The organism is Chamaesiphon sp. OTE_75_metabat_556 (assembly GCF_031378165.1).
Taxonomy (GTDB): domain Bacteria; phylum Cyanobacteriota; class Cyanobacteriia; order Cyanobacteriales; family Chamaesiphonaceae; genus Chamaesiphon.
Map to the genome: position 1 here is coordinate 1 of NZ_JANNDR010000498.1, position 21,318 is coordinate 21,318.

Genomic DNA, 21,318 nt, shown 5'->3' on the forward strand with positions numbered 1-21,318 from the left:
AGATGCGATCGTTGTTGAATAACCGCTTTGGAACGACGATTAAGGTTGTCGATGAAGATTCATATCAAGTCGAAACACCCGATTATCGCCTGCTAATTATTCTGTCAGCTCAACAATCTTGGGTGCGGATGTTGGTACCGATTGCACCCGCAGCCGATGCGATGACCTTTGTGGAGGAATTCCTGTCGGCAAACTTCGATGCCACCTTAGAGACGCGGTATGCCATGAATCAGGGGGTACTATGGGGAGTCTGGCAGCATAGTATGGCGGGACTGACGTCTGAAGATTTGACCACCGCAATCGACAGATCGATCGACCTCAAACGCGTCGGGATCGATCGGGCGTTCCAAGCTTTTGCGACCAAACAAGTCAAAGCGATCGTCAATATTGCCAAGCAACGCGGCGATACAATGGAGCAAACGATGCAAACGCTCAACCGGTTCTATGCCGAAGGTGTGATGGGCGATCTGGGTGCAACAGAAGATATCCGCAAGGAAATGATGATGGCGTGGCAATCCCAATTAGAACGCTTGTGGAATGAAGCATAATTCTGAAGATCGATTATTCGATCGGGGATAAGTAAATCTCTTGTGCGATCGCGGATGGTCGATTTGATTAGGTAAAATCAATGCTCTCCTACCAAAAACTACCTCAATGGCTCAAATTTAGCTTAACGTTTCCGTTAGTTTTTCTGAACGGGTGGCTAATTTTGCTACTTTATCATTCCTTACAACCGATTTCTAGCATCGTCATTGCCGCTTGTTTGGTGACGTTCTTACTAGACTATCCGATCGCCTTCTTGGAAAGACAAGGACTGCCAAGAGGTTGGGCAATTGGGTTAGTTCTAGTTATCGCAATTGTCTTAGTGGGTGCGATCGGTTTCGGGCTACTACCGATCGTGTTTCGACAGTTAGAAGAATTTGTCAACCGTCTGCCAGCTTGGCTCGCCGCCGCACAGCAGCAAGTTGCCAATCTCAGTACACTCCCCATTTTCCAAGATATTCCGATCGAGGTGACTAATTTAACAACAGGATTGAGCGATCGAGTCACTCAAACCATTCAATTAGCATCACGCAAAGCGATCTTTCTAGCATTGGATACGATTAATAGTGCCTTAAATTTGCTACTAATTCTGGTGCTCACTATTTTATTAGTGTTTAGTGGCAAATCATTGTGGAAAGGCTTATGGAGTTGGCTACCTGCCCCTTGGAACGATCGAATTCAAGACTCGCTCAAGCAAAGTTTTCAGAGTTATTTTGCGGGTCAAGCGATCGTCTCGACAATTCAAGGCGTTTCACTCATGACTGTTTTTCTACTACTCCAAATTCCGTTTGGGTTGTTATTTGGATTGACGATCGGATTTGCCAGTCTGATTCCCTTTGGTGGTACCCTGACTGTGATTGTGATTAGCTCACTACTGGCTCTGCAAAACATTTGGCTGGGACTAAAAGTTTTGCTAGTCGCGATCGTTGTCGGTCAAATTATTGACAATGCGGTCGCCCCTCGGTTAATGAGTGGCATGACTGGACTCAATCCAGCCGTTGTCTTCATCTCCGTGCTGACGGGATCTCAAGTGGCGGGACTGCTCGGACTGCTGCTAGCTGTGCCGATGGCGGGGTTTATTAAGCGGATTGCCGATTCTCTAAAGAGAGGCTACGCCAACGATTTAGAAGCTCCGATCCAGATTCGGTGGTAATTATTCCGCCTCAACGTGTTGAGACAGGTTGATTCAGGACGCGAAATAGTGCCGGCATCCGTTTTTGCGAATCGCCCAGAACTAAATACAATTAAAGAATATCTGTCAGTCTGACATCAAGTGGAGCGTGTACTCGACATGACAACGCTATTCATCCAAACCGATCGGACACCCCTGACGGTCAACTTTCCGGCGATCGTCAAAATGACGCAGACGCAATTCTATGAATTTTGCCAAGCCAATCAAGAGCTACGGATCGAGCGTACTGCCCAAGGAAAAGTGATTATTATGCCACCTGCTTTTTCAGATACAGGCAACCGCAATTTTAATATTGCTGTACAGCTTGGGGTCTGGACAGAGCAGAACGGGACGGGGATTGGCTTCGACTCCAGTGCCGGTTTTACCCTTCCCAACGGAGCTACCCGATCCCCTGATGCCTCCTGGATTAAACTAGCAAGTTGGAATGCCCTAACAGCCCCAGAACAGGCTGCTTTTGCGCCAATTTGTCCAGATTTTGCGATTGAATTGAGATCTGCTACCGATACACTCATCTCCCTCCAAACCAAAATGCAGGAATACATCGACAACGGTGCATCTTTGGGTTGGCTAATCGACCGTAAAAATCGCCAAGTTTACATTTACCGTCCAGATCGATCTGCTGAAGTTTTGGAACAGCCCGAATTGGTCATAGGCGATCCAGAGTTACCTGGATTTGTTTTGAAAATGGCAAAAATTTGGTAATTTGAATCAAATCGGCACTAATTTAGATAGAGCCGAGGCTATCGATCGAACCAAATCTATCAGGTAGGGTAGCATCAATATTGATCACATCAATAATGTCTGAATATCATGCTATGTCTTGACTGAAACGCCCGCTGTCGAAGTTGACGTTGGCGTTGGCGTAGCCTGCCGGAGGCACAGCCAGATACGAAGCTCGACGTGTCGCAGCCGGAGCGCGAATCGCTGTCTTGTCGCACTACGCGCGGGCGGAAACCTCCCGCGCGTAGTGCGCCGCTTCATGAATTACCCCTACCATTGATCTCGATCCTATGTACCTTCGCTCTCTTTGTGATCGCGCCACTCATAGGCTGCGGCAGTACGTTCGCGATCAATTTTGAAGATCGAGACACCCAGCGGGGGAATACAGATATCTAGCGAGAATTTACGATTGTGGATCGACCATTCATCCGCCCATTTACCGCCGAGGTTGCCCATATTGCTACCCCCGTACTTACGCGCATCGCTGTTAAATAGCTCGTGATAAAAACCGTGCTCTGGCACACCAATCCGATAGTGTGAATGCGGCTGTGGTGTGAAATTACAAACGACAATTACACAATCATCGGTATGTTTATCGCGGCGAATAAAGGACACCACACTATGGCGACTATCGGTACAGTCGATCCATTCAAACCCAGCTTCTTCAAAGTCTTGACTATAGAGCGCAGGTTCGTGACGGTAGACATAGTTGAGATCCGTCAAAAATTGACTCATCTGCTGGTGGGGTGGGAATTGCAACAAGTGCCACTCCAAATCCGACCAGACATTCCACTCGCTCCACTGAGCGAACTCCATGCCCATAAACAGGGTTTTCTTGCCGGGATGAGTGAACATATAGGCATAGAGACAGCGCATATTTGCAAGTTTCTGCCATTCGTCACCTGGCATTTTGCCAATGATATTGCTCTTACCGTGAACGACTTCATCGTGAGATAGGGCGAGCATAAAGTTCTCGCTGTGGTTGTACCACATGCTAAAGGTCAGATTATTTTGGTGAAACTGGCGGAACCAAGGATCCATCTCAAAATAATCGAGCATGTCGTGCATCCAACCCATGTTCCATTTGAGGTTGAAACCTAAGCCGCCTAAGTAAGTAGGCGCGGATACCATCGGCCATGAGGTGGATTCTTCGGCGATCGATAATGCACCTGGGAAGTAGCTAAAGATGAGATGATTGGTTTGGCGCAAGAAGTCAGCGGCTTCGATATTTTCCCTTCCGCCATATTGATTAGTCACCCATTCCCCTGGCTCCCGACAATAATCGAGATACAGCATCGAGCTGACAGCATCGACCCGAATCCCATCGATGTGATATTTATCGAACCAGAATAGGGCATTGGCATAGAGGAAATTTCTGACCTCATTGCGCCCGTAATTAAAGATCAGTGTCCCCCACTCTTTATGCTCGCCTTTGCGCGGGTCGGCATGTTCGTACAAGTGAGTACCATCGAAGAACGGCAAACCATGCCCATCCTTGGGGAAATGTCCCGGTACCCAATCTACCAACACACCAATATTAGCTTGGTGACAGCGATCGACAAAATACATGAAATCTTCGGGCGAACCATGCCTTGAGGTCGGCGCGTAGTAACCCGTAACCTGATAACCCCACGAGCCGTCAAAAGGATGCTCGGAGACGGGTAACAATTCGATATGAGTAAAGCCTAAATTTTGGACGTAGGGAATTAATTTATCGGCTAATTCACGATAGGTCAGAAACCGTGCCCCTGGATTGTAGTCAGAGACAATCACCGCTGGTGAAGTCGTCCCGTCGGGTAATTGTGCTGGTTCGCCGGCTGCGGCATGTAACCAGGAACCCAAATGACACTCATAGACCGAGATCGGCTGGCGGAGGAGATCTTGATGACGACGCTGCTCGATCCACTCCTGATCTTGCCACTGGTGAATGCTCAGATCGGCGACGATCGAGGCAGTTTTGGGGCGGGGTTCTTGATAAAATCCATACGGGTCGGTCTTTTCATAAGGATGACCGTCTTGATTTTTGATTTCGTACTTGTAAGACGTACCGACTCGGAGTTCGGGGATAAATAATTCCCAAATCCCATTCGCCCGTCTGGCCATCTGGTGCTTGCGCCCATCCCAGTGATTGAAATCACCAATTACCGAAACGTTGCGCGCATTCGGTGCCCAAACTGCAAAGTAGACACCCTTAATCCCTTCGATTTCGAGTGGATGTGCACCGAGTTTTTCATAAATCCGGTGGTGATTTCCTTCGGCAAATAAGTGAATATCAAAGTCACTTAATAATGGCGAAGTAAACGCATAAGGATCGTAGATGACCCGTTCGTGACCCCCTTCGGTAATCTTGAGCTGATAGTTGCTCAATTCTGGTAGATCGATCGTGCAACTGAAAAAGTGCGGATGATGCTCTGAGTGCATCGAATACTCCTGTCGCGCATCGGGAATCATCACCGAGACGGACTCGGCGTTGGGCATATAGCTACGCACGACCCAAACAGTTTTCCCGTTTTCCTTGATTTGATGAGGACCTAAAATTTCAAAGGGATTGTGGTGTTTGTTTTCAACAATCCGGTCGATCTGTTCTAAGGCAAGAGTCATGAATTATTAACCTAATGTTGACGCAAGAAAAACCAGTTAAATTTGTAATAATTAAAAAAACTCAGAATCGCTACCAAGCGATCAATTTGCAGATGATTATTATACGGATTTAAGCTCCGAAGTTCTGTGTGCTTACTGACGAAACAGCCGATAAGCTGCCATCATTGTAGCCCACTAGGGGATAGGGAATAGGGTCTGAATTTTAGGGGTTAAGGGTTAATCGATCGCATTTGCCATTCACCATTGACCAATTCATACGAGTAACAATTCTGGGGATCGCCACGTAGTTCTAGCTGCACGACTGTGATGGCTTCGAGCAGCAGCAAGCAAAAATTCGCTGATGGCTGCTGTGAGTCCGGTTGAGGTGGATTAAATGTCTCTGGTGCGCTGCGATCTGCTCCAGGGGTGCCCCAATCGAACTGAATGCGCCCGGCATCGGACATCTGTTGCCACGCCTGCTGACGAGCCTTACAGTTGCTAGTGTCTGCACATTCTGCTGTGACTAGTTGGAGCGTGCCACTCAAGCGAAACTGTTCACGAGTGGTAGGGAAGTACCAACAGACTTCCGCCCAGGGAGAGGCACCTGCTAATAAATTTAGGGCTTTCGACGATCGACTATCGGTGACAAATTGCATCTGGCTAGCCGGTTCGCGCCAGCCTCGAAATACCATCGTCCGATTGTGCGGACGCAAATCGCGATCTACTGTCGCTAGTTGGACATAACGCGCATAGGGCAAGCTGCGATTGCGATGGAGCGCGCGGGCGATCGGCGATCGCCAGGGTGGTAGACTGTCGTTCACGATGGGATTTGTCTATCTGATTAGTACAAATTTAAATTGTAAACAATTTAGCTCTGGCCGAAATTCTCGATCGATATCCATTAGATCATCGCCGCCTTAGTCAATTAGTAGTAAATAAGTAGTGAAAAAGTTTGCAAACTTTATTTAACTCGGAGTTCCGCCATTAGAGCGGGATTCGATCGCTGGAAGTAGCGTAAATACAGGATTTTGACAAGATTGATTTATCTTGTGTCGATGGCTTATATTACTAATTCTGTTCAGAAATTAGCATAGCTCACTCATGGTTAGAGAACTTGACCGAGTTCGTCACGAATCTGGATCGACGAGCGCGGAGCTTTCGTCCCAAACGCAACCGCTTGGGTCGTTTCCATGGTCGGGGAACCCGACCGGAACGACTCCGCAATTAGATTTTCCCGCTACAGCACCTACGGCAAATCCTGTCTTCTTTAGAACTTACAGTCGCTTCACTGCTACCGGACGTGAGACATGGCAACAAGTCTGTACCCGCACCCTCGCAGGCTTGGTCAAGTTGGGTAAATTAACCGACGCAGAAGCCGATATTATCGATCGAATGCAGCGTCAGGTCAAGGCAATGCCGTCAGGACGGTGGTTGTGGGTTGGTGGTAGCGAATGGTTGGAGCAACCCCAAAATTTTTCGGGTGCCTACAATTGCACGAGTACCAATGTCTGCGACTGGGCGGCATTTGCCCTGATGATGGATTTGGCAATGATGGGTTGCGGGACGGGCGCAATTTTAGAACCCGATCTGATTGGCAAATTACCTGTTGTTAAAAACAAACTCAGTATCGCAATTACTAGCGAAATTGGTGGCGTGCCGATCGCCAGTCGTCAGGAATTAAGTACCGTTGAAATTTCTGATAATAAAGCCACAATTCAAGTCGGCGATAGTCGGCAAGGTTGGGTTAATTCCTACAAAATCTTACTAGAATTATCGAGTGACGATCGCTTTAATGGTGAGGTGAATGTCTCGATCGATCTGAGCAACATTCGCCCTGCTGGCGAACAGCTCAAAGGCTTTGGTGGTATGGCAAATCCGGTGAGGCTGCCAGAATTATACGGTCGGTGTGCGGGAATCTTAAATAAGGCGATCGGCAGACAATTAAATTCGGTTGAATGTTGTCTTTTAATTGATGAAGCTGCGGTCACGATTGTCGCAGGCAACATACGTCGTAGTGCCGGTATGCGACAATTTAATGCTAACGATAAATTGGGTGCTACTGCGAAGGATAATCTCTGGCAACAAGACGAAAGTGGTAACTGGAGAATCGACCCAGAACGCGATTCTTTACGAATGGCAAATCATACCAGAGTATTCCATCACAAACCTACTTTAGAAGAGTGTGTTGCAGCAGTTCAAAAGCAATATTATTCAGGTGAAGGTGCGATTCAATGGGCTGGTGAAGCTGTTGCTCGCTCGAATGCCGATCTCTTAACAACGCCAGAATTAAAAGCTGATTTCCTAAAAGTTTATGCCGAAGGAAAAGCTAAAGAATGGTTGGAAAATCATCATTCTAATCTAGACGCGAAAGAAATCGAGCATCGATTATCTAGATTTGGTCTGAATCCTTGCGTCACAGCCGATACCTGGGTGCATACCGATTCAGGTGCCAAACAAGTTAAAGAGCTGATTGGCGTGCAGCATGGAACTTATATTAATGGTGAATTGTTTAGTACCACCAAGGATGGCTTTTTCTATTCTGGTACAAAACCAGTGGTAAAAATGCAGACAAAAGAGGGCTATCAACTTCGCTTGACAGCCAATCACCAAGTCCTAAAAGTTACATCTCAAACCCAAAAAAGTCAATATACTCAGTGGGTTGAAGCTGGCACATTGGAGCCTGGAGATCGAGTATTAATCCACAATCATCGCAATCTTGTCGCTTGGGATGGTGCTGGTACGGCGGAGACAGGTTGGCTATTAGGTAGCCTTGTTGGAGATGGCTGCTTCTCAACTTATGAGGCTAACTATTCATCACAAGCTAAACTGCGTTTCTGGGGCGATACGCAAGTAAAAATGCAAGAATATGCACTCAACTTAGTTAAATCTAATGTAGTGTGTGCCGATAGTATGACAGGTATTTATAACGAACATAATAAATACTATGAGGTTAGCTCTGCTGGATTGAGAAAATTGGCAGCAGAGTTTGATATTTGCCACGGTCACAAAACAATTACGCCTAAAGTTGAAGCAGCTAGCTACGAATTCTACTGTGGATTCTTGCGTGGTTTATTCGATGCCGATGGTAGTGTTCAAGGTACACAGCAGAAAGGTATCAGCGTTCGGTTAGCTCAAAGTAACTTGGAGTTATTAGAAGCTGTCCAGCGGATGTTACTACGACTGGGAATTGCATCTACTATCTACCAAAATCGTCGCGATGCTGGGATGAGAATGTTGCCTGATTCTAATCGAGAATTGGCTGAATATTACTGCCAAGCTCAACATGAGCTGGTAATTGCTAATGATAATTTGTCTACGTTCCAAAGCTTAATTGGTTTTCAAGAGCCACTCAAAGCCGAGCGATTAGATACATTGATTTCCAATTATAAACGCAATCTCAATCGCGAACGTTTTACTGCTACTATCTCAGGGATCGTGCCTGATGGGGAAGAAGCCGTTTATGATTGTACGGTTCCTGGCCCTGCTCGATTTGATGCTAATGGGTTTGTCGCTCATAACTGTGGAGAGATCATTGGTACTAACTTCCATTGTAATCTTTCTGAAATACATTTGAATCAGCTCGATCCAAATAACCATCAAGAACAGAAAGATGCTTTTACTGCTAGTGCATTGTCTGTAGCTGCATTACTCAACCATAAATTCCAAGAACCGCGCTATCAATACAGTCGGGAACTAGATCCGATCGTCGGCGTGTCATTTACGGGTTTATTTGACTTCTTCGTTCATGCCTTTGGCTCCGAATGGTTGCAGTGGTGGACGGCAGGACGTCCGGCAACTGCGGCGGGGATTGCTTACAAGCAAAAAGAGCATGAATACCTAAATACTTGGCGCGAAGTCGTCGAGCAGACAGTGTGGGAATATTGCGATCGACATGGGATCAAACGCCCCAATCGGTGTACCACCGTCCAACCTAGTGGTACCAAATCGCTGCTCACCGGGGCCTCCCCAGGCTGGCACGCCCCCAAAGCGCAACGTTTCATCCGCCGGATCACTTTCCGTAAGGATGACCCCGTAGCCCTCGCCTGTATCGACTATGGTTATAGCGTGATTCCATCTCAGTCTGACAAAGATGAAAATGGCAATCTGCTAGACGACGCCTACGATCCGCGCTGTACGGAATGGTTGATCGAGATTCCGGTGGCGGTGTCTTGGGCGGATATTCCTGGCGCAGATTCGATCGATATCGGTCAATTTAGTGCGCTATCCCAAATGGATTTCTATATGGGCGTCCAGCAGCATTACGTGCGGCACAATACCAGTGCGACGATCGAATTGCGCGAACATGAAGTAGATGAGCTAGGTAAACGGATTTATGAGGCGATTCGGGATGATGAGGGTTACATCTCGGCTGCGCTATTGGCGCGGTTTGACGACCACCAGACTTTCCCACGGTTGCCGTTTGAACCGATCGACAAGGCAACTTTCGATGAGATGATGGTTGGCGTCATCCAACGACGTCAGACAGCCGAATTCCATACGGCATTGAGTCGTTATGACTTGGGCAACAAATCGGAAGAATCCGGCCCTGCGGGTTGTGACTCGGACAAGTGTCTGTTACCAGATGTGAAGCCCAATAGTTAAATTCAGTTGCTAGTGGCTAACTGATTGGGTCTTTTACATGGCGAGGGAACCTCGCCATGTAAAAGACTCCGCTTTGAATAATCCCCCTAACTCGTAATCTAGTTAGGGGGATTTTCGATCTACTTCCGACTCAATTGACAGGGGCAAGCAGCTCGACCAGAGCGCATCCGCAGGTTCGATCGAGAGCCTGTTAGAGTTGCTGTTGGTAATCTCGATTCTGTAAAATTGTCGGGCTACATCCCTTCCCACCAGGCATTAAGCTGCTTGCTTGGGATTACTATGAAATTGCAAACAGATAGCAATAAAGTATTTTTAGTTACAGAAATATTTATCTAAATATAGTCGATCGATAGGTATAGAAATTAGCTAAAAATTCAATAACAAAAAGTAATTATTACTACAGAACCAATCTGTTTGAATTGATACCTTAAATGCGGCAGTACAAATTTGTTTGAATATACACAGCGAATTCCTGTCTTAATCAAAAATAATAGTGTGAGTTAAAAATTTCATGTCGATGCGTAAATTAATTGTGTGTCTGGGTTTGAGCACACTAATGATTAGTGTAAATAGTGCTTCCGCTGCTGTCAAAGCTTCAGTTGGATCGAATTCTCAGATTGCACCATCTAGCAATATTGCTATCTCAGCAGATCAAACTGCGGTCGCCAAGAAAACTAATGCTTTGTTGATTGCAAATGGAGCATTGGCTCGTAAAATTGCAGCTCATCTGGGGCTTGAAATTACTCCAAAACAACCCCCTGCTGGTGATATATTTCAGCAAAACCTATTTTTGATCCTCCAAAATCAGGACACATTTAGAGCAATTGCAGCTAAAGTTGAAGCGACAGCCGCACCAGCAGGTGCCGTAGAAGGAGCCGATCAATCTGCAAAAAATCACAGTATTCTCCTGACTAACAAGAAGATCGTTGGGCAAATTTTGAAAAAACTTGGGATTACGCCGACTCCGCCAACACTTACCGGGACTTTTGAGGAGAAAAATGTGACGCTGCTGATGGGTAATCGCAAAGCACTTGATAAAATTGCGGAAAAGCTTGGCGTGAAGTAAATTCTAGTTTACAAATAGATCGGACTACGTTGCTTGCTTAAAGAATAATTGGCTTTCAGCGTTCGATCTACAGCACTAGCGATAGTCGAGAATCTAACCTTCTTCAACAGTTATCCGGATTAAACCGATTGCTCTAACTTGACTCTATTTCAGAGTCAGGTTAGGGCAATTTTCGATCTACTATAGATAAAGTAGCGTGGGGATAAAAAGGAATATAGTAATCTCGAAACAAATCAGGATATTTGTCGTCATGGGGTTAGCCTTGGCGATCGATGGGGGCGTGAATCTGACTTAGGCATAAGTCGCCGATCGATCGAAGAAATTAGATCGAAACTAGCTAGTTAATTATTGCTTAGATTACGATTGTCAGTTAGTGCATCAATTATAGATATTCAGAACAGATGTTGAAAATTAGAGATTTTTGGGTGAGTTGGCGACGGTATCGATTTGGGTTGTTATTGTTTGGGGTCTGTTTGAGTGCGATCTTGGCATCACCACAAGTAGCGATGTCTACCCAGCCAACAACGACCGTCACGACGGAGTCAGCCGCAATCGCCCAAGTGGCCAAACAACCTCTCCCCCAGCCCAGCAAATCTCCCACTTTACCAGCACCACAATTGGCTGCTTTGACGACAAATGTCCAAAAGACAGTACTCGAAAATGGCTTGACAGTATTGTCGAAAGAAGTGCGAAATGCACCGGTAGTCACCGTTCAGGTCTGGTACAAAATTGGTTCGCGCGATGAAGCTCCTGGTGTCAATGGCATCGCTCACCAATTGGAGCACATGTTATTTAAAGGGACTAAAGATCGACCGATTCAATTTGGGCGATTATTCGCAGCTTTAGGTAGCAGTTTCAATGCTTTTACTAGTTACGATCAGACGGCTTATTTCGGGACGGTAGAGAAGAATAAACTCACCAGTTTGTTGACCTTAGAAGCCGATCGAATGCAGAATGCGACCATCGATACGGAGAAACTCACTGGTGAAAAACGGGTGGTTATTTCGGAGTTGCAGGGCTATGAAAATAGCCCCAGTTATCGACTCGATCGAGCTGTCAAACGCGCGGCTTTTCCAAATACGCCCTACGGCTTGACTGTCGGCGGTACCAAGGCTGACGTTGAGAAATTTACGGTCGAGCAGGTGCGGTCTTATTATGACTCTTTCTACGCACCCAATAACGCGACCTTAGTCGTCGTCGGCGACTTCGACACCGCGAGTTTGATCACCAAAGTCCGCCAAACATTAGGGAAAGTCCCCCGTCGCGAGCTAAAGATTGCCAAGCCGACAGTGACGCCCGCAACTGCCAAACCCCAGCGGCGGCTGACTCTCAAGCAGCCCGGTAGTACCCAACTCGCGATCGAGATCTATCCCCTACCTGAAGCCAATCATCCTGACGTCCCCGCGATCGATGTGATGAATTACGTCCTCACCGAAGGACGCAGCTCGCGGATGTATCAAGCGATCGTCGAAACGGGCATTGCGACTAGTCTCGATGGTGGTGCGGCCAATCTGGCCGCTGGTGGCTGGTATGAGATTTCGGCGATCGTCGAAGTTGGCAAATCCCTGCCGAAACTCGAAGCTGCTGTCGATCAAGAGATTAAGCTGCTCCAAACCAAAGGAGCTACCGCAGGTGAAATCGCTCGTGCCAAAGCCCAGCTCAAAGCTGGCTATCTCCTGAGCAATCGCGATATCAATAGTCAAGCCAGACAACTGGGTAACGACCAAACCACCACTGGCGATTATCAATTTACCGATAAGTACTTGGCTGGTGTCGAACGCGTCACGATCGCTGACGTGCAACGGGTTGCCAAAAAATATCTCCAACCCAATCTCAAAACAATCGGCTTTTTTGAGCCGACCCAAATCACTGCTAAAGCGGCTGCACCCGCAGAAGGCGGCGGCAAAACTGCCGAGAATTTCGCGCCAGGTGCCCCTGTAGACCCCAGCGAACTCGCGAAATACCTACCAGCACTCGACCCCGATACTGCCAGCTCAAGTCAATCCTTGCCCCAAGAGGTCAAACTCAAAAATGGGTTGCGGGTCTTTTTACTGCCTGATGCGAGTACGCCGACAGTGACATTGAGTGGCAATATTCAGGCTGGTTCCGAATATGACAATCCCACCAAAGCTGGGTTAGCTAGTCTGACAGCGACAAATCTGATGAGCGGTACCAAAACTCAAACTGCGCTGACGATCGCCAAAACACTAGAAAGTCGGGGCGCAGGGCTGGCATTTGCGGCGAGTCGCGAAGGTGTCGGCCTCGGCGGTAACGCTCTATCCAAGGATTTACCGATCCTATTGCAAACCTTGAGCGATGTCGTTCAAAATGCCAATTTCCCCCAACAGAAATTTGAACTTAGCCGTCAACGTGCGCTCACTAGTCTCAAACTGGAGCTAGATAGCCCCAATAGTGTGGCGCGGAAGAAGTTCCAGCAGACTGTTTATCCCAAGAATCACCCGTTTACGATTTTCCCGACCAAGGAAACCCTCACGGGACTCGCCACAGCGGATTTGCAAGCTTTTTATCGTCAGCATTATCTGCCCAGCAACACGATTCTGGCGATTGTTGGTGATTTTAAAGTCGCCGAGGTCAAAAGCTTACTCGAACGAAATTTGGGTAAATGGTCGGCGACGGCGACGCCCGTGAAGCTCAACTATCCAGAGCCACAACTCCCCGCCAAACAGGTGCAGGTGAACCCGTCTCTCCCTGGCAAAACTCAAGCGATTACCTTGCTGGGCAATAAGGCGATCGATCGCCAAGATCCGCGCTACTATGCTGCTTTGGTGTTAAATCAAATCCTCGGTGGCGATACCCTCTCTAGCCGTCTAGGGACGGAAATTCGCGATCGACAGGGCTTAACCTACGGGATCTACAGTAGCTTCGCTGCTGGCAAACGGCAGGGGACGTTTATTATCTCGATGCAAACTGCCCCAGAAGATGCCCAAAAAGCGACCCGCAGCACGATCGCGCTGTTGAAAGATCTCCAGACTAAGGGAGTAACTCAATCCGAAGTTGACAACTCCAAACGCAGTATTGCCAGCAACTATACTGTCGAGCTGGCCTCCCCTGATGAAATCGCTGGCGCGACGTTGGGTAACGCGGTGTTTGGGTTGAACCCCAATGAAATTAGTGAGTTTCCCAAGAAAATCAAAGCCGTCACCAAAGCACAAGTCGATCGAGTTGCCAAGGAATTGATTCAACCCGATCGGTTAGTGGTGATCACAGCTGGACCACCAAAAAAATCATAACTCACCCAAAATTAGGTTAAGTTAGCAAAAAAGGTAGCGGTAATTAATAAATTGCCCTACCTTTTTTAATAGCTAGATTACCGACTGAATTCTAGAGCAAACATTGAATTTTGTCGATCGGTTTGAATTCTGTTTTTTTGTCATTAGCAGTAGGCGTTAGTAAGATCTTTTGTTGAATGTCTGCTCGATCGCCATTCTCGTCAAAGTTAATATCTTTATTGTTAAACACATGGCTTTTAACATTGCTAATATTTTTCAAAGCATCTTTAACCTTGGAGCGAGTAGTGTTATTGCCCTTCTTGAATAACTGCGACAGGACTTGTGTGGCCTCATAAGCTGCCGCAGTAGTATGATCGATATCACCATCCCAAAGTTTATTTGCTACTTTGACAAACTCGCGATCACTACATTGCGGATCTTGATTCCAATCAACGGCAACTACTAACTTGTCATGCCATTTTTGGAGCAATTTTGGATCGATATCGGCAGACAATAATGGCTTGGAAGCGATAATCAAATCGATTTTGCTGGGATTGGCAGCTTCGAGCACCTTGATGGCATTATTGAACGCGTTAAAGGCTTCGGTTTTTTCATCGGAAAATAGCACGATCACATTTGAATCTTTCGCTCTTTCGATACCTTTTGCTACTTCACTGACTTCATTATTGGCATCTGAAAGATCGAATCCATCTTCCAACTCTCTACCAAACTCTTTTCTAAAATCTTGTTTGAATATTTCAAACAAATCCCGACTAAATCCAATTTTCTCTTTTTTGTAAAACGAAGTGATTTTGAGATTTTGGAGATTTTTGCTTTTCAAAAGCTTGACCAAGCTTCGCGATTCAAACTGTGTAGAAGAGATCGTCCGAAAAAATACGCGATCGAGATCGCCACATCGTTTGCGCATTTCATTCATCGAACTAGTAGCTGAAATCACCACCAATCCGGCTTGCGAGTAGATTGGTAAGGCTTCACAAGTAACTTCACTACTGTCATGTCCGATCACAGCCAGAATCGATCGAGTTTTGTTGTCACCACTATTAATACTTGGCTCCGCGAGTTTTTTCGCTATTGCCACTGCTTGTTCTGGCTGATTGAGATCGTCAGCAATCCCGATCTCTAGATACACTTCTGGCTCTACGTCGATACCTTCGGTGATATCGACTACTCGATCCTGAAGGTGCGCTACCCCAAATAAAATATGTTGTCCCTGCTCGATTGCAGCGGGTACTACGGCAACAATCGTATAGATTGGTTTCGTCGGTTTCTGTTGATGCCAATATCTGATCTTGGCATTATTCATATAGATTAAAATATCGGGATCTTTTTTAGCTCCTTGATGCGATTCATCAAATTTTTGATATGCTTCTTTGTACTTTCCTGCTTTAAATAATTTAATCCCAGCGAGCTTCTGCTGTGTCGATTTCTTTTGACCAGATTTGTCGCTGCCATAACTATCTTTAATAATCCGTTCGCCAAAGCTAATTAAATCTGCCGCAGGTCTGACGGTAGCTAATTGGACAGCAGGTGTTGGTAAAAAATAGTAATATAAAGCACCAGCCATCAAGCCAACAGTTGATACTAGTAAAGTAATTTTTGCTGGCAAATTATTTTGCTTAGATTTGAGGATCGTTTGTTGACCTCGATCGATAAAATCACTAGTTTCTTCACTATTGGGAAAATCACCATCTGCTTTGCGCGTAGATATATAATTAATCGTCTCTAAAATCTTGGCTGGCGTTTGCGGACGTTGCTCCAGATCTTCTTGGAGCAACCAGTTAATTAAGGGAATGATGCCCGATGTCGGAAAAGCTGTTTCGTATTCCCACCGATTGAGATCCAACTCATTGGGAATCGGTCGCTGCCCTGTCAGTAGCTGTACGAATGTCTTGCCCAGGGCATAAAAATCTGATTGCGGCACGGCATTACCACTCAATTGTTCTGGAGCTGCATAAATTGGCGTATAGGCATGGGTGCTGGCACCATACAGATCGACAGTATTAGTAATTTCTCGGACAATTCCAAAATCAATTAACGCCAATTCACCATTATCTCTGAGCATAATGTTGCTGGGCTTGATATCGCGATGAAAATGTTTTTTACTATGCAAATAAGCCAACACGATCGTGATTTTGTTCAACCAAGCTAAAGCGATCTGCTCGTAAGCTAATTTACCATTTGTTTCCAACCATGCTTCCAAATCTTCACCTTCGATCGACTCCATCACCAGGCAATGCAGTTCGGGTCTATTTGCGGCTGAAGGTAGTGCGAAGTCAATAATATAAGCTGGAATACCAGAGTTTTTTGATTTTTTGAGGATCTCGATTTCGCGATCGAACCGAGTTGCAAATTCTGCTGTATTGTTGGTTAATGTTTTCAAAACTTTCGATCGCTGGTGATCTCGATAGTCTGCGACTCTAAATACCTCTGATGCCGGATTATGATCGGGTTTGCTAATTTTTGCTAAGATCTGAAAGCGACCCCCATACAACGACAATTGCGTGTTGCAAGCTTGGCAAGCTGTAGCGTTATCTGGATTCTGACGATCGCTACACTGAGGGTTGATACAGTAACTCATTTGTCTCCATGAAAGTAACAAAACTCAAATCGTGGTTGTCAGCCCAGACAGCTACCTCAGGGCTGGGCAACAGTCATTTGAGCGAATAGATCGCTTGCTTGGTGATTGGGGCTAACCCAAATAAGAATTCTCGACCATCATCTGTATCTCCGACATAGCGACATAAAAGCGATCGCCGCTCTAAAAGATCTTTTGCTCTGATAAAATCTAAATCGGAATGGATCGATTCGCAACAGGCATCGTGGAGTTGCGATTGAGTCATTGGTTCTTTGTCTGTGAGGATATCTAAAATCTTGCGGGCTGGTTCATCTAAGTCCTCAATCTGTTGCTTAATAATCCCTTCGATCGATTCAGGTACCGATAGATGGCTGAGAAAATCTGCGATCTTGCCATTGTATCGATCGCGAATGTGGGAACTAACTAGTTTTAAGGCCAATGGATAGCCATCAAATCTGGTCACCAATTCGGCTGCCGCTGGGCGATTTTCTAAAAGTTTGGGTTCCTTGCTCTGTAAAATCTCCAGCCCAGTTGCAACATCTACCCCGCCCAGGCGCATGGACTTAGCGGCATCGCGATGATTGGCGACAGCCGTTACTTCGTCAGGTTTTTCGTAAGACGTAATCAGCAAAATACAACTTTGATGGGGTTTGCCGTATGCCTGAAGTAGTTTGCGGAGCAATTGCTTATAATCATCAAATTTGTCAGTATGCTCATTGTGTTCTTGCTCCAAGATAATCAGACAATGACGTTGCTGTAATTGTTGCCACAATCGTTGCTTGAGCTGCTGAAGATTCAGCTCGCCACCGGAATTTTGGGAGTCTAGCTGCTGGAGTAGATCGATTAAAGTACTTTGGACGGAGTCACCATAGCTAAATTTCTTCCACTCAACTCGCTGGAAACTGCCGCTGACTCGTTCGATCAGTTTGCCGACTAACGAACTTTTCCCAATTCCTGCTAACCCGTATAAAATGATCAGGCGACAGTGCGGATTTGTCACCCAGCTTGTCAACTCAGCTAATTCGGTGCTCCGACCGTAAAAATTTGGATCGGCAGGGACGGGGTCATCTGGAACAGGATTTTGACTATGTTCGACAACTTCTTGCCAATCTAATCCCAAAAACTGGCAAATTTTGGCAAACGTCGAGCGATGGATATTTTGCTTGCCCTCCCAAAACCGCTGCCATGTTTTGGCTGCTACAAATACGTCCTCTTGCTCTAAGGCGTCGAGGACGCGGATGTCATCGCGAGGTTTTAAACCTTTGATGTCCAGAGCGGCTTCTATTTTCGGCTTGCTAGCGGGCGATCTCTTATAGCCTGGGGATCTTGGCATAAATTTAGATCGGTGACGATCGCCATTATACCCTAGGACTTTAAACCACAGATCGGCACTGACCCAGAAACTGACTCAAACACTCAATCGATTGCCGATCGCTCGTTTTTGCAGATTATCAATAGGTCAGTTAAGAAAATGACCTAAACTGACTCTTGCCGTTCGATCGGATTTGCCAATATGATGCGGTGTGTAATAATCTATCGATCCTTTTTTGTCCGTGGAACTAATAGGGACATTGCTACAAATAAATTTTAGCTGAAGATATTGCGGCTAGGTTATCAAATTTCGCACCAGTCGATCTAGTGTCACCATCACTTAGCAAGCTGCGGAGCTAACTTAGATGGCCGATCTCTGGTTCGGTCTTGATTTCCACAACCATAACCGATTGCCGCCAGACTATTTGAGTAGTTAAAAAAGGTACTTATTTTCTATTTCTAGTGTAGTCTACTCACAATTTAAAATTCAGCTCTTGCATTATTAATTAATATTTACACTACCAAAATTCTCACAATACTCATCATGGTGACTAGAGCACACCGATACTGTTAAGCGGTAAATCGGGAGGCGATCGATTGCCAGACAATCTCAATTAGGAGGAATGACCATATTGAATCAAGTACCAGAAAAACTGATGCATATCATTCGCTGGGGATTGGCGATGAGCTGGCTGATCCTGATTGCTTCGCTCTTTTACGATCCGCTATCGTCAATCTTGACCGATGCTGACAATTTAAGTAGTCCGTTCCGCATTCATCCAGACACCTGCATCCTGCTGCAAGGTCAATGCCTACCGCAGACACCTTATAGTTTGGGCGTGCGCTTATTTTGGGCGGCGATTGTCCCCGCCGCAATTTTGACGATCTTTGTGTTCGGACATGAAGCTTGGCGACGGATCTGTCCTCTGTCCTTTTTGTCACAGTTGCCCAGAGCCTTGAAGTTCCAACGCCAACGTAAAATTGTGAGTTCGGGCATCGTCAGCTATGAGCTGGTGACGATCTCCGAAAATTCCTGGTTGGGCAGAAATCATCTCTATGTCCAGTTTGGACTATTATTTGGGGGCTTAACTGCCCGACTATTAGTGCTCAACTCTCATCCCCTAGCACTAGGAATTTTCCTCGTCGCAACGATCCTCTGTGCCATGTTGGTCGGATTTCTATTTGCGGGCAAAAGTTGGTGCCACTATTTCTGTCCGTTCGCTCCCGTCCAAGCTGTCTTCATTGGCCCGAGGGGTTTGTGGGGGAGTCAAGCACACCAGGAATCGGCATCGCTCGTCCCCCAATCAATGTGCCGCACCCCGCAGAACGAGAGTGCTTGTGTGGGATGCAAATCGGCTTGTATCGATATCGATGCCGAGCAAGCCTACTGGGACAGTCTAGAGCAACCCGCGCGGCAATTCGTGCAGTATGGTTATGTGGGTCTGCTGGTAGCTTTCTTTGTCTATTTTTATCTATTTGCTGGGAATTGGGATTATTATTTCTCTGGCATGTGGAGTCGGGATGATGCGATCGGGATGCTATTTGAGCCTGGTTTTTATCTAGCAGGACGAGCGATTCCACTACCCAAATTAGTGGCGGTGCCGTTGACTTTGGGGCTGTTTACCCTGTTGGCTTATTTGGCTCTGAGCAAAGTCGAAAAAACCTATCGTGCCTATCTCCGGCGGCAATCCAAATCGCCCGAACGCCAACAATCGCACCATACGATTTTCACCCTAGTTACGATCTTTTCGTTCTGGTTTTTCTTCACTTTCGGCGGTCGCCCCATTTTGAATGCGCAGCCGGCGGTGGTGGGTTTGGGTTTCAATGCGATCGTCCTGATTGCTGGCAGTATTTGGGGTTATCGCACATTGGGACGCACCCACGACCAGTATTTGGCCGAACTATCACCACCGAGTGCCATGACAGCACCGATTGCGGTGGAGTCAGTCGATCGATCGCATCTCCAGACTGACTCCACGACTGTAACTACCAGTACTAATCGATCGATCCCACCTCATACCCCTACTTCAACCACTCACCGTAATCGATCGAATCTCTCAACCCAGACACCTAATTCCACCGCCAAATCGGTCAAATCAGATCGCCCAATTAGCTTGGATACTACTCAAACCCGACCGAAGTCATAAAACTCCAAAACTCCAGAAAATTTGCTTATGCTCTCTTTGAAAATCATTAATCTTGAGACCAATATCACCCAGGCAACAGTTCTGACACCCAGCCCGCATGGTGCTTGTCTCGTCGGTCGCAATCCGTCTTGTGACATTGTGCTCGACGATCCTTTGGTCAGCAATGTCCACGGGCTGTTTCTCAACACCGAAAATAAGTGGTCTTACCTTGATTTATTATCGACGAATTCTTCTTATCTGAACAACATTGAAGTCGAAGAAAATCAATCCCAAGCTCTGAAAATCCGCGATTCGATTTATATCGGGGATTCTTGGTTGCTAGTCGAAGATATCCAGCAGAACGATGCGGAAATCGACAGTCAAGACAATACTACTATTGGCAGCGTTCGATCGTGGACAGACGGGTTAACCGTTCGCTGTGTGGGTGCAATTGCGAAAACCCATGATGTGAAAACTTTTCGGTTTGCGGCCAATCCCCCAGTACTATTTGATTACAAGCCAGGGCAGTTTGTAACCTTAATGCTGAATATTAACGGTCGGTCAGTCGAGCGATCGTATACGATTTCCTCGACGCCATCTCGCCCCCATACTTTAGAAATTACGGTCAAAAGGGTGCCAACACCCGCTGATGCTCCTGATGCTCCCGCTGGACTAGTCTCCAACTGGTTGCACGATAATCTCCAAGTCGGGAGCGAAATCGAAATTAGCTCTCCGATGGGTGACTTTACCTGCGTCGGACATGCTGCTCGGAAAATTTTGTTTGTATCCGCGGGTAGTGGCATTACGCCGATGATGTCAATGGCTCGCTGGGCATACGATGCGGCTCCAGATTTAGACATTGCTTTTTTCCATAGTGCGCGGAGTGCCCGCGATGTAATTTTTCACAAAGAACTCGATTGGATGTCTTCCCAACACCCGAATTTTCACTTGCATCTGAGCCTGACCCGGGCAGAAAGCGAGGATAATTGGTCGGGTCTGGCTGGACGCTTCGATGCCCAAATGCTGGCGCGGATTGCCCCAGATTTTCGGGAGCGGGATATCTATGTCTGTGGCTCGGATGGATTTATGCAAGGAGTAAAAACACTCTTGCAAGGTCTGGATTTTCCGATGGACAACTATTACTATGAAAGCTTTGGTTCGTGTGAATTACCCGAAAAAACTTTGCTGGAGCCAGCAGTTCCTAACGGAACGCAAGTTGACAAAGCGACTAGTTCGTTAGTTGTGTTCTCGCAGTCTGGTACGGAAGTTAAATACGATCGCGAAGAGTCGATTTTACAAGTTGGTAAGCGGGAGAATATTAGGCTCAAAAGTGCTTGTAAGATGGGACGTTG

12 protein-coding genes are annotated in these 21,318 nt (G+C 46.5%); 8 read left to right on the forward strand and 4 right to left on the reverse strand.

The genetic code is table 11. The annotated features are described in order from the left end of the window. The first annotated feature begins 2 nt into the window (after positions 1 to 2). The 3 genes from RMO27_RS19950 to RMO27_RS19960 all read left to right on the forward strand — a co-directional run bounded on the left by RMO27_RS19950 (position 3) and on the right by RMO27_RS19960 (position 2,437). Positions 3 to 548, forward strand: coding sequence for a hypothetical protein (locus RMO27_RS19950; RefSeq protein ID WP_309735820.1), 546 nt, complete (start codon positions 3 to 5; stop codon positions 546 to 548). 80 nt (positions 549 to 628) lie between these two features. Further along, complete coding sequence (locus RMO27_RS19955; RefSeq protein WP_309735821.1) at positions 629 to 1,696, forward strand: AI-2E family transporter; 1,068 nt, start codon at positions 629 to 631, stop codon at positions 1,694 to 1,696. Between the two features lie 138 nt (positions 1,697 to 1,834). Then, positions 1,835 to 2,437, forward strand: coding sequence for a Uma2 family endonuclease (locus tag RMO27_RS19960; protein WP_309735822.1), 603 nt, complete (start codon positions 1,835 to 1,837; stop codon positions 2,435 to 2,437). 306 nt (positions 2,438 to 2,743) lie between these two features. Here RMO27_RS19960 and glgB read toward each other — a convergent pair whose 3' ends face one another. Continuing rightward, entirely contained in the window at positions 2,744 to 5,056 is a 2,313-nt protein-coding gene (glgB, locus tag RMO27_RS19965) for a 1,4-alpha-glucan branching enzyme (RefSeq protein ID WP_309735824.1), read from the reverse strand. Positions 5,057 to 5,265: 209 nt separating this feature from the next. Continuing rightward, positions 5,266 to 5,856 carry an Npun_F5749 family FMN-dependent PPOX-type flavoprotein gene (locus RMO27_RS19970; protein WP_309735826.1) on the reverse strand — a complete coding sequence of 197 codons (591 nt, stop codon included), beginning with the start codon at positions 5,854 to 5,856 and terminating at the stop codon, positions 5,266 to 5,268. A gap of 280 nt (positions 5,857 to 6,136) precedes the next feature. Here RMO27_RS19970 and nrdJ point away from each other — a divergent pair, with 280 nt between their 5' ends. The 3 genes from nrdJ to RMO27_RS19985 all read left to right on the forward strand — a co-directional run bounded on the left by nrdJ (position 6,137) and on the right by RMO27_RS19985 (position 13,954). Further along, on the forward strand, positions 6,137 to 9,637 hold the full coding sequence (gene nrdJ, locus RMO27_RS19975; protein WP_309735827.1) for a ribonucleoside-triphosphate reductase, adenosylcobalamin-dependent: 3,501 nt from the start codon (positions 6,137 to 6,139) through the stop codon (positions 9,635 to 9,637). Positions 9,638 to 10,154: 517 nt separating this feature from the next. Continuing rightward, positions 10,155 to 10,703, forward strand: coding sequence for a hypothetical protein (locus RMO27_RS19980; protein WP_309735829.1), 549 nt, complete (start codon positions 10,155 to 10,157; stop codon positions 10,701 to 10,703). 401 nt (positions 10,704 to 11,104) lie between these two features. Continuing rightward, the gene (locus RMO27_RS19985) at positions 11,105 to 13,954 is read left to right on the forward strand and encodes a pitrilysin family protein (RefSeq protein ID WP_309735831.1); all 2,850 of its coding nucleotides are present in this window, start codon (positions 11,105 to 11,107) and stop codon (positions 13,952 to 13,954) included. A 91-nt stretch (positions 13,955 to 14,045) separates the two neighbouring features. Here the strand turns inward: RMO27_RS19985 and RMO27_RS19990 are convergent, their stop codons facing one another. Continuing rightward, the gene (locus RMO27_RS19990; protein ID WP_309735832.1) at positions 14,046 to 16,532 is read right to left on the reverse strand and encodes a bifunctional serine/threonine-protein kinase/ABC transporter substrate-binding protein; all 2,487 of its coding nucleotides are present in this window, start codon (positions 16,530 to 16,532) and stop codon (positions 14,046 to 14,048) included. Between the two features lie 73 nt (positions 16,533 to 16,605). Then, positions 16,606 to 17,862: an ATP-binding protein gene (locus tag RMO27_RS19995; protein WP_309735835.1), complete on the reverse strand. Its 1,257-nt coding sequence runs from the start codon at positions 17,860 to 17,862 to the stop codon at positions 16,606 to 16,608. 610 nt (positions 17,863 to 18,472) lie between these two features. On the opposite strand from RMO27_RS19995, the gene RMO27_RS20000 reads away from it, so the two are divergent. Then, positions 18,473 to 19,987, forward strand: a complete 1,515-nt coding sequence (locus RMO27_RS20000; RefSeq protein ID WP_309735837.1) for a hypothetical protein — start codon at positions 18,473 to 18,475, stop codon at positions 19,985 to 19,987. A gap of 27 nt (positions 19,988 to 20,014) precedes the next feature. Further along, a partial coding sequence (locus tag RMO27_RS20005; RefSeq protein WP_309735840.1) for an FAD-binding oxidoreductase occupies positions 20,015 to 21,318 on the forward strand: 1,304 nt, incomplete at its 3' end.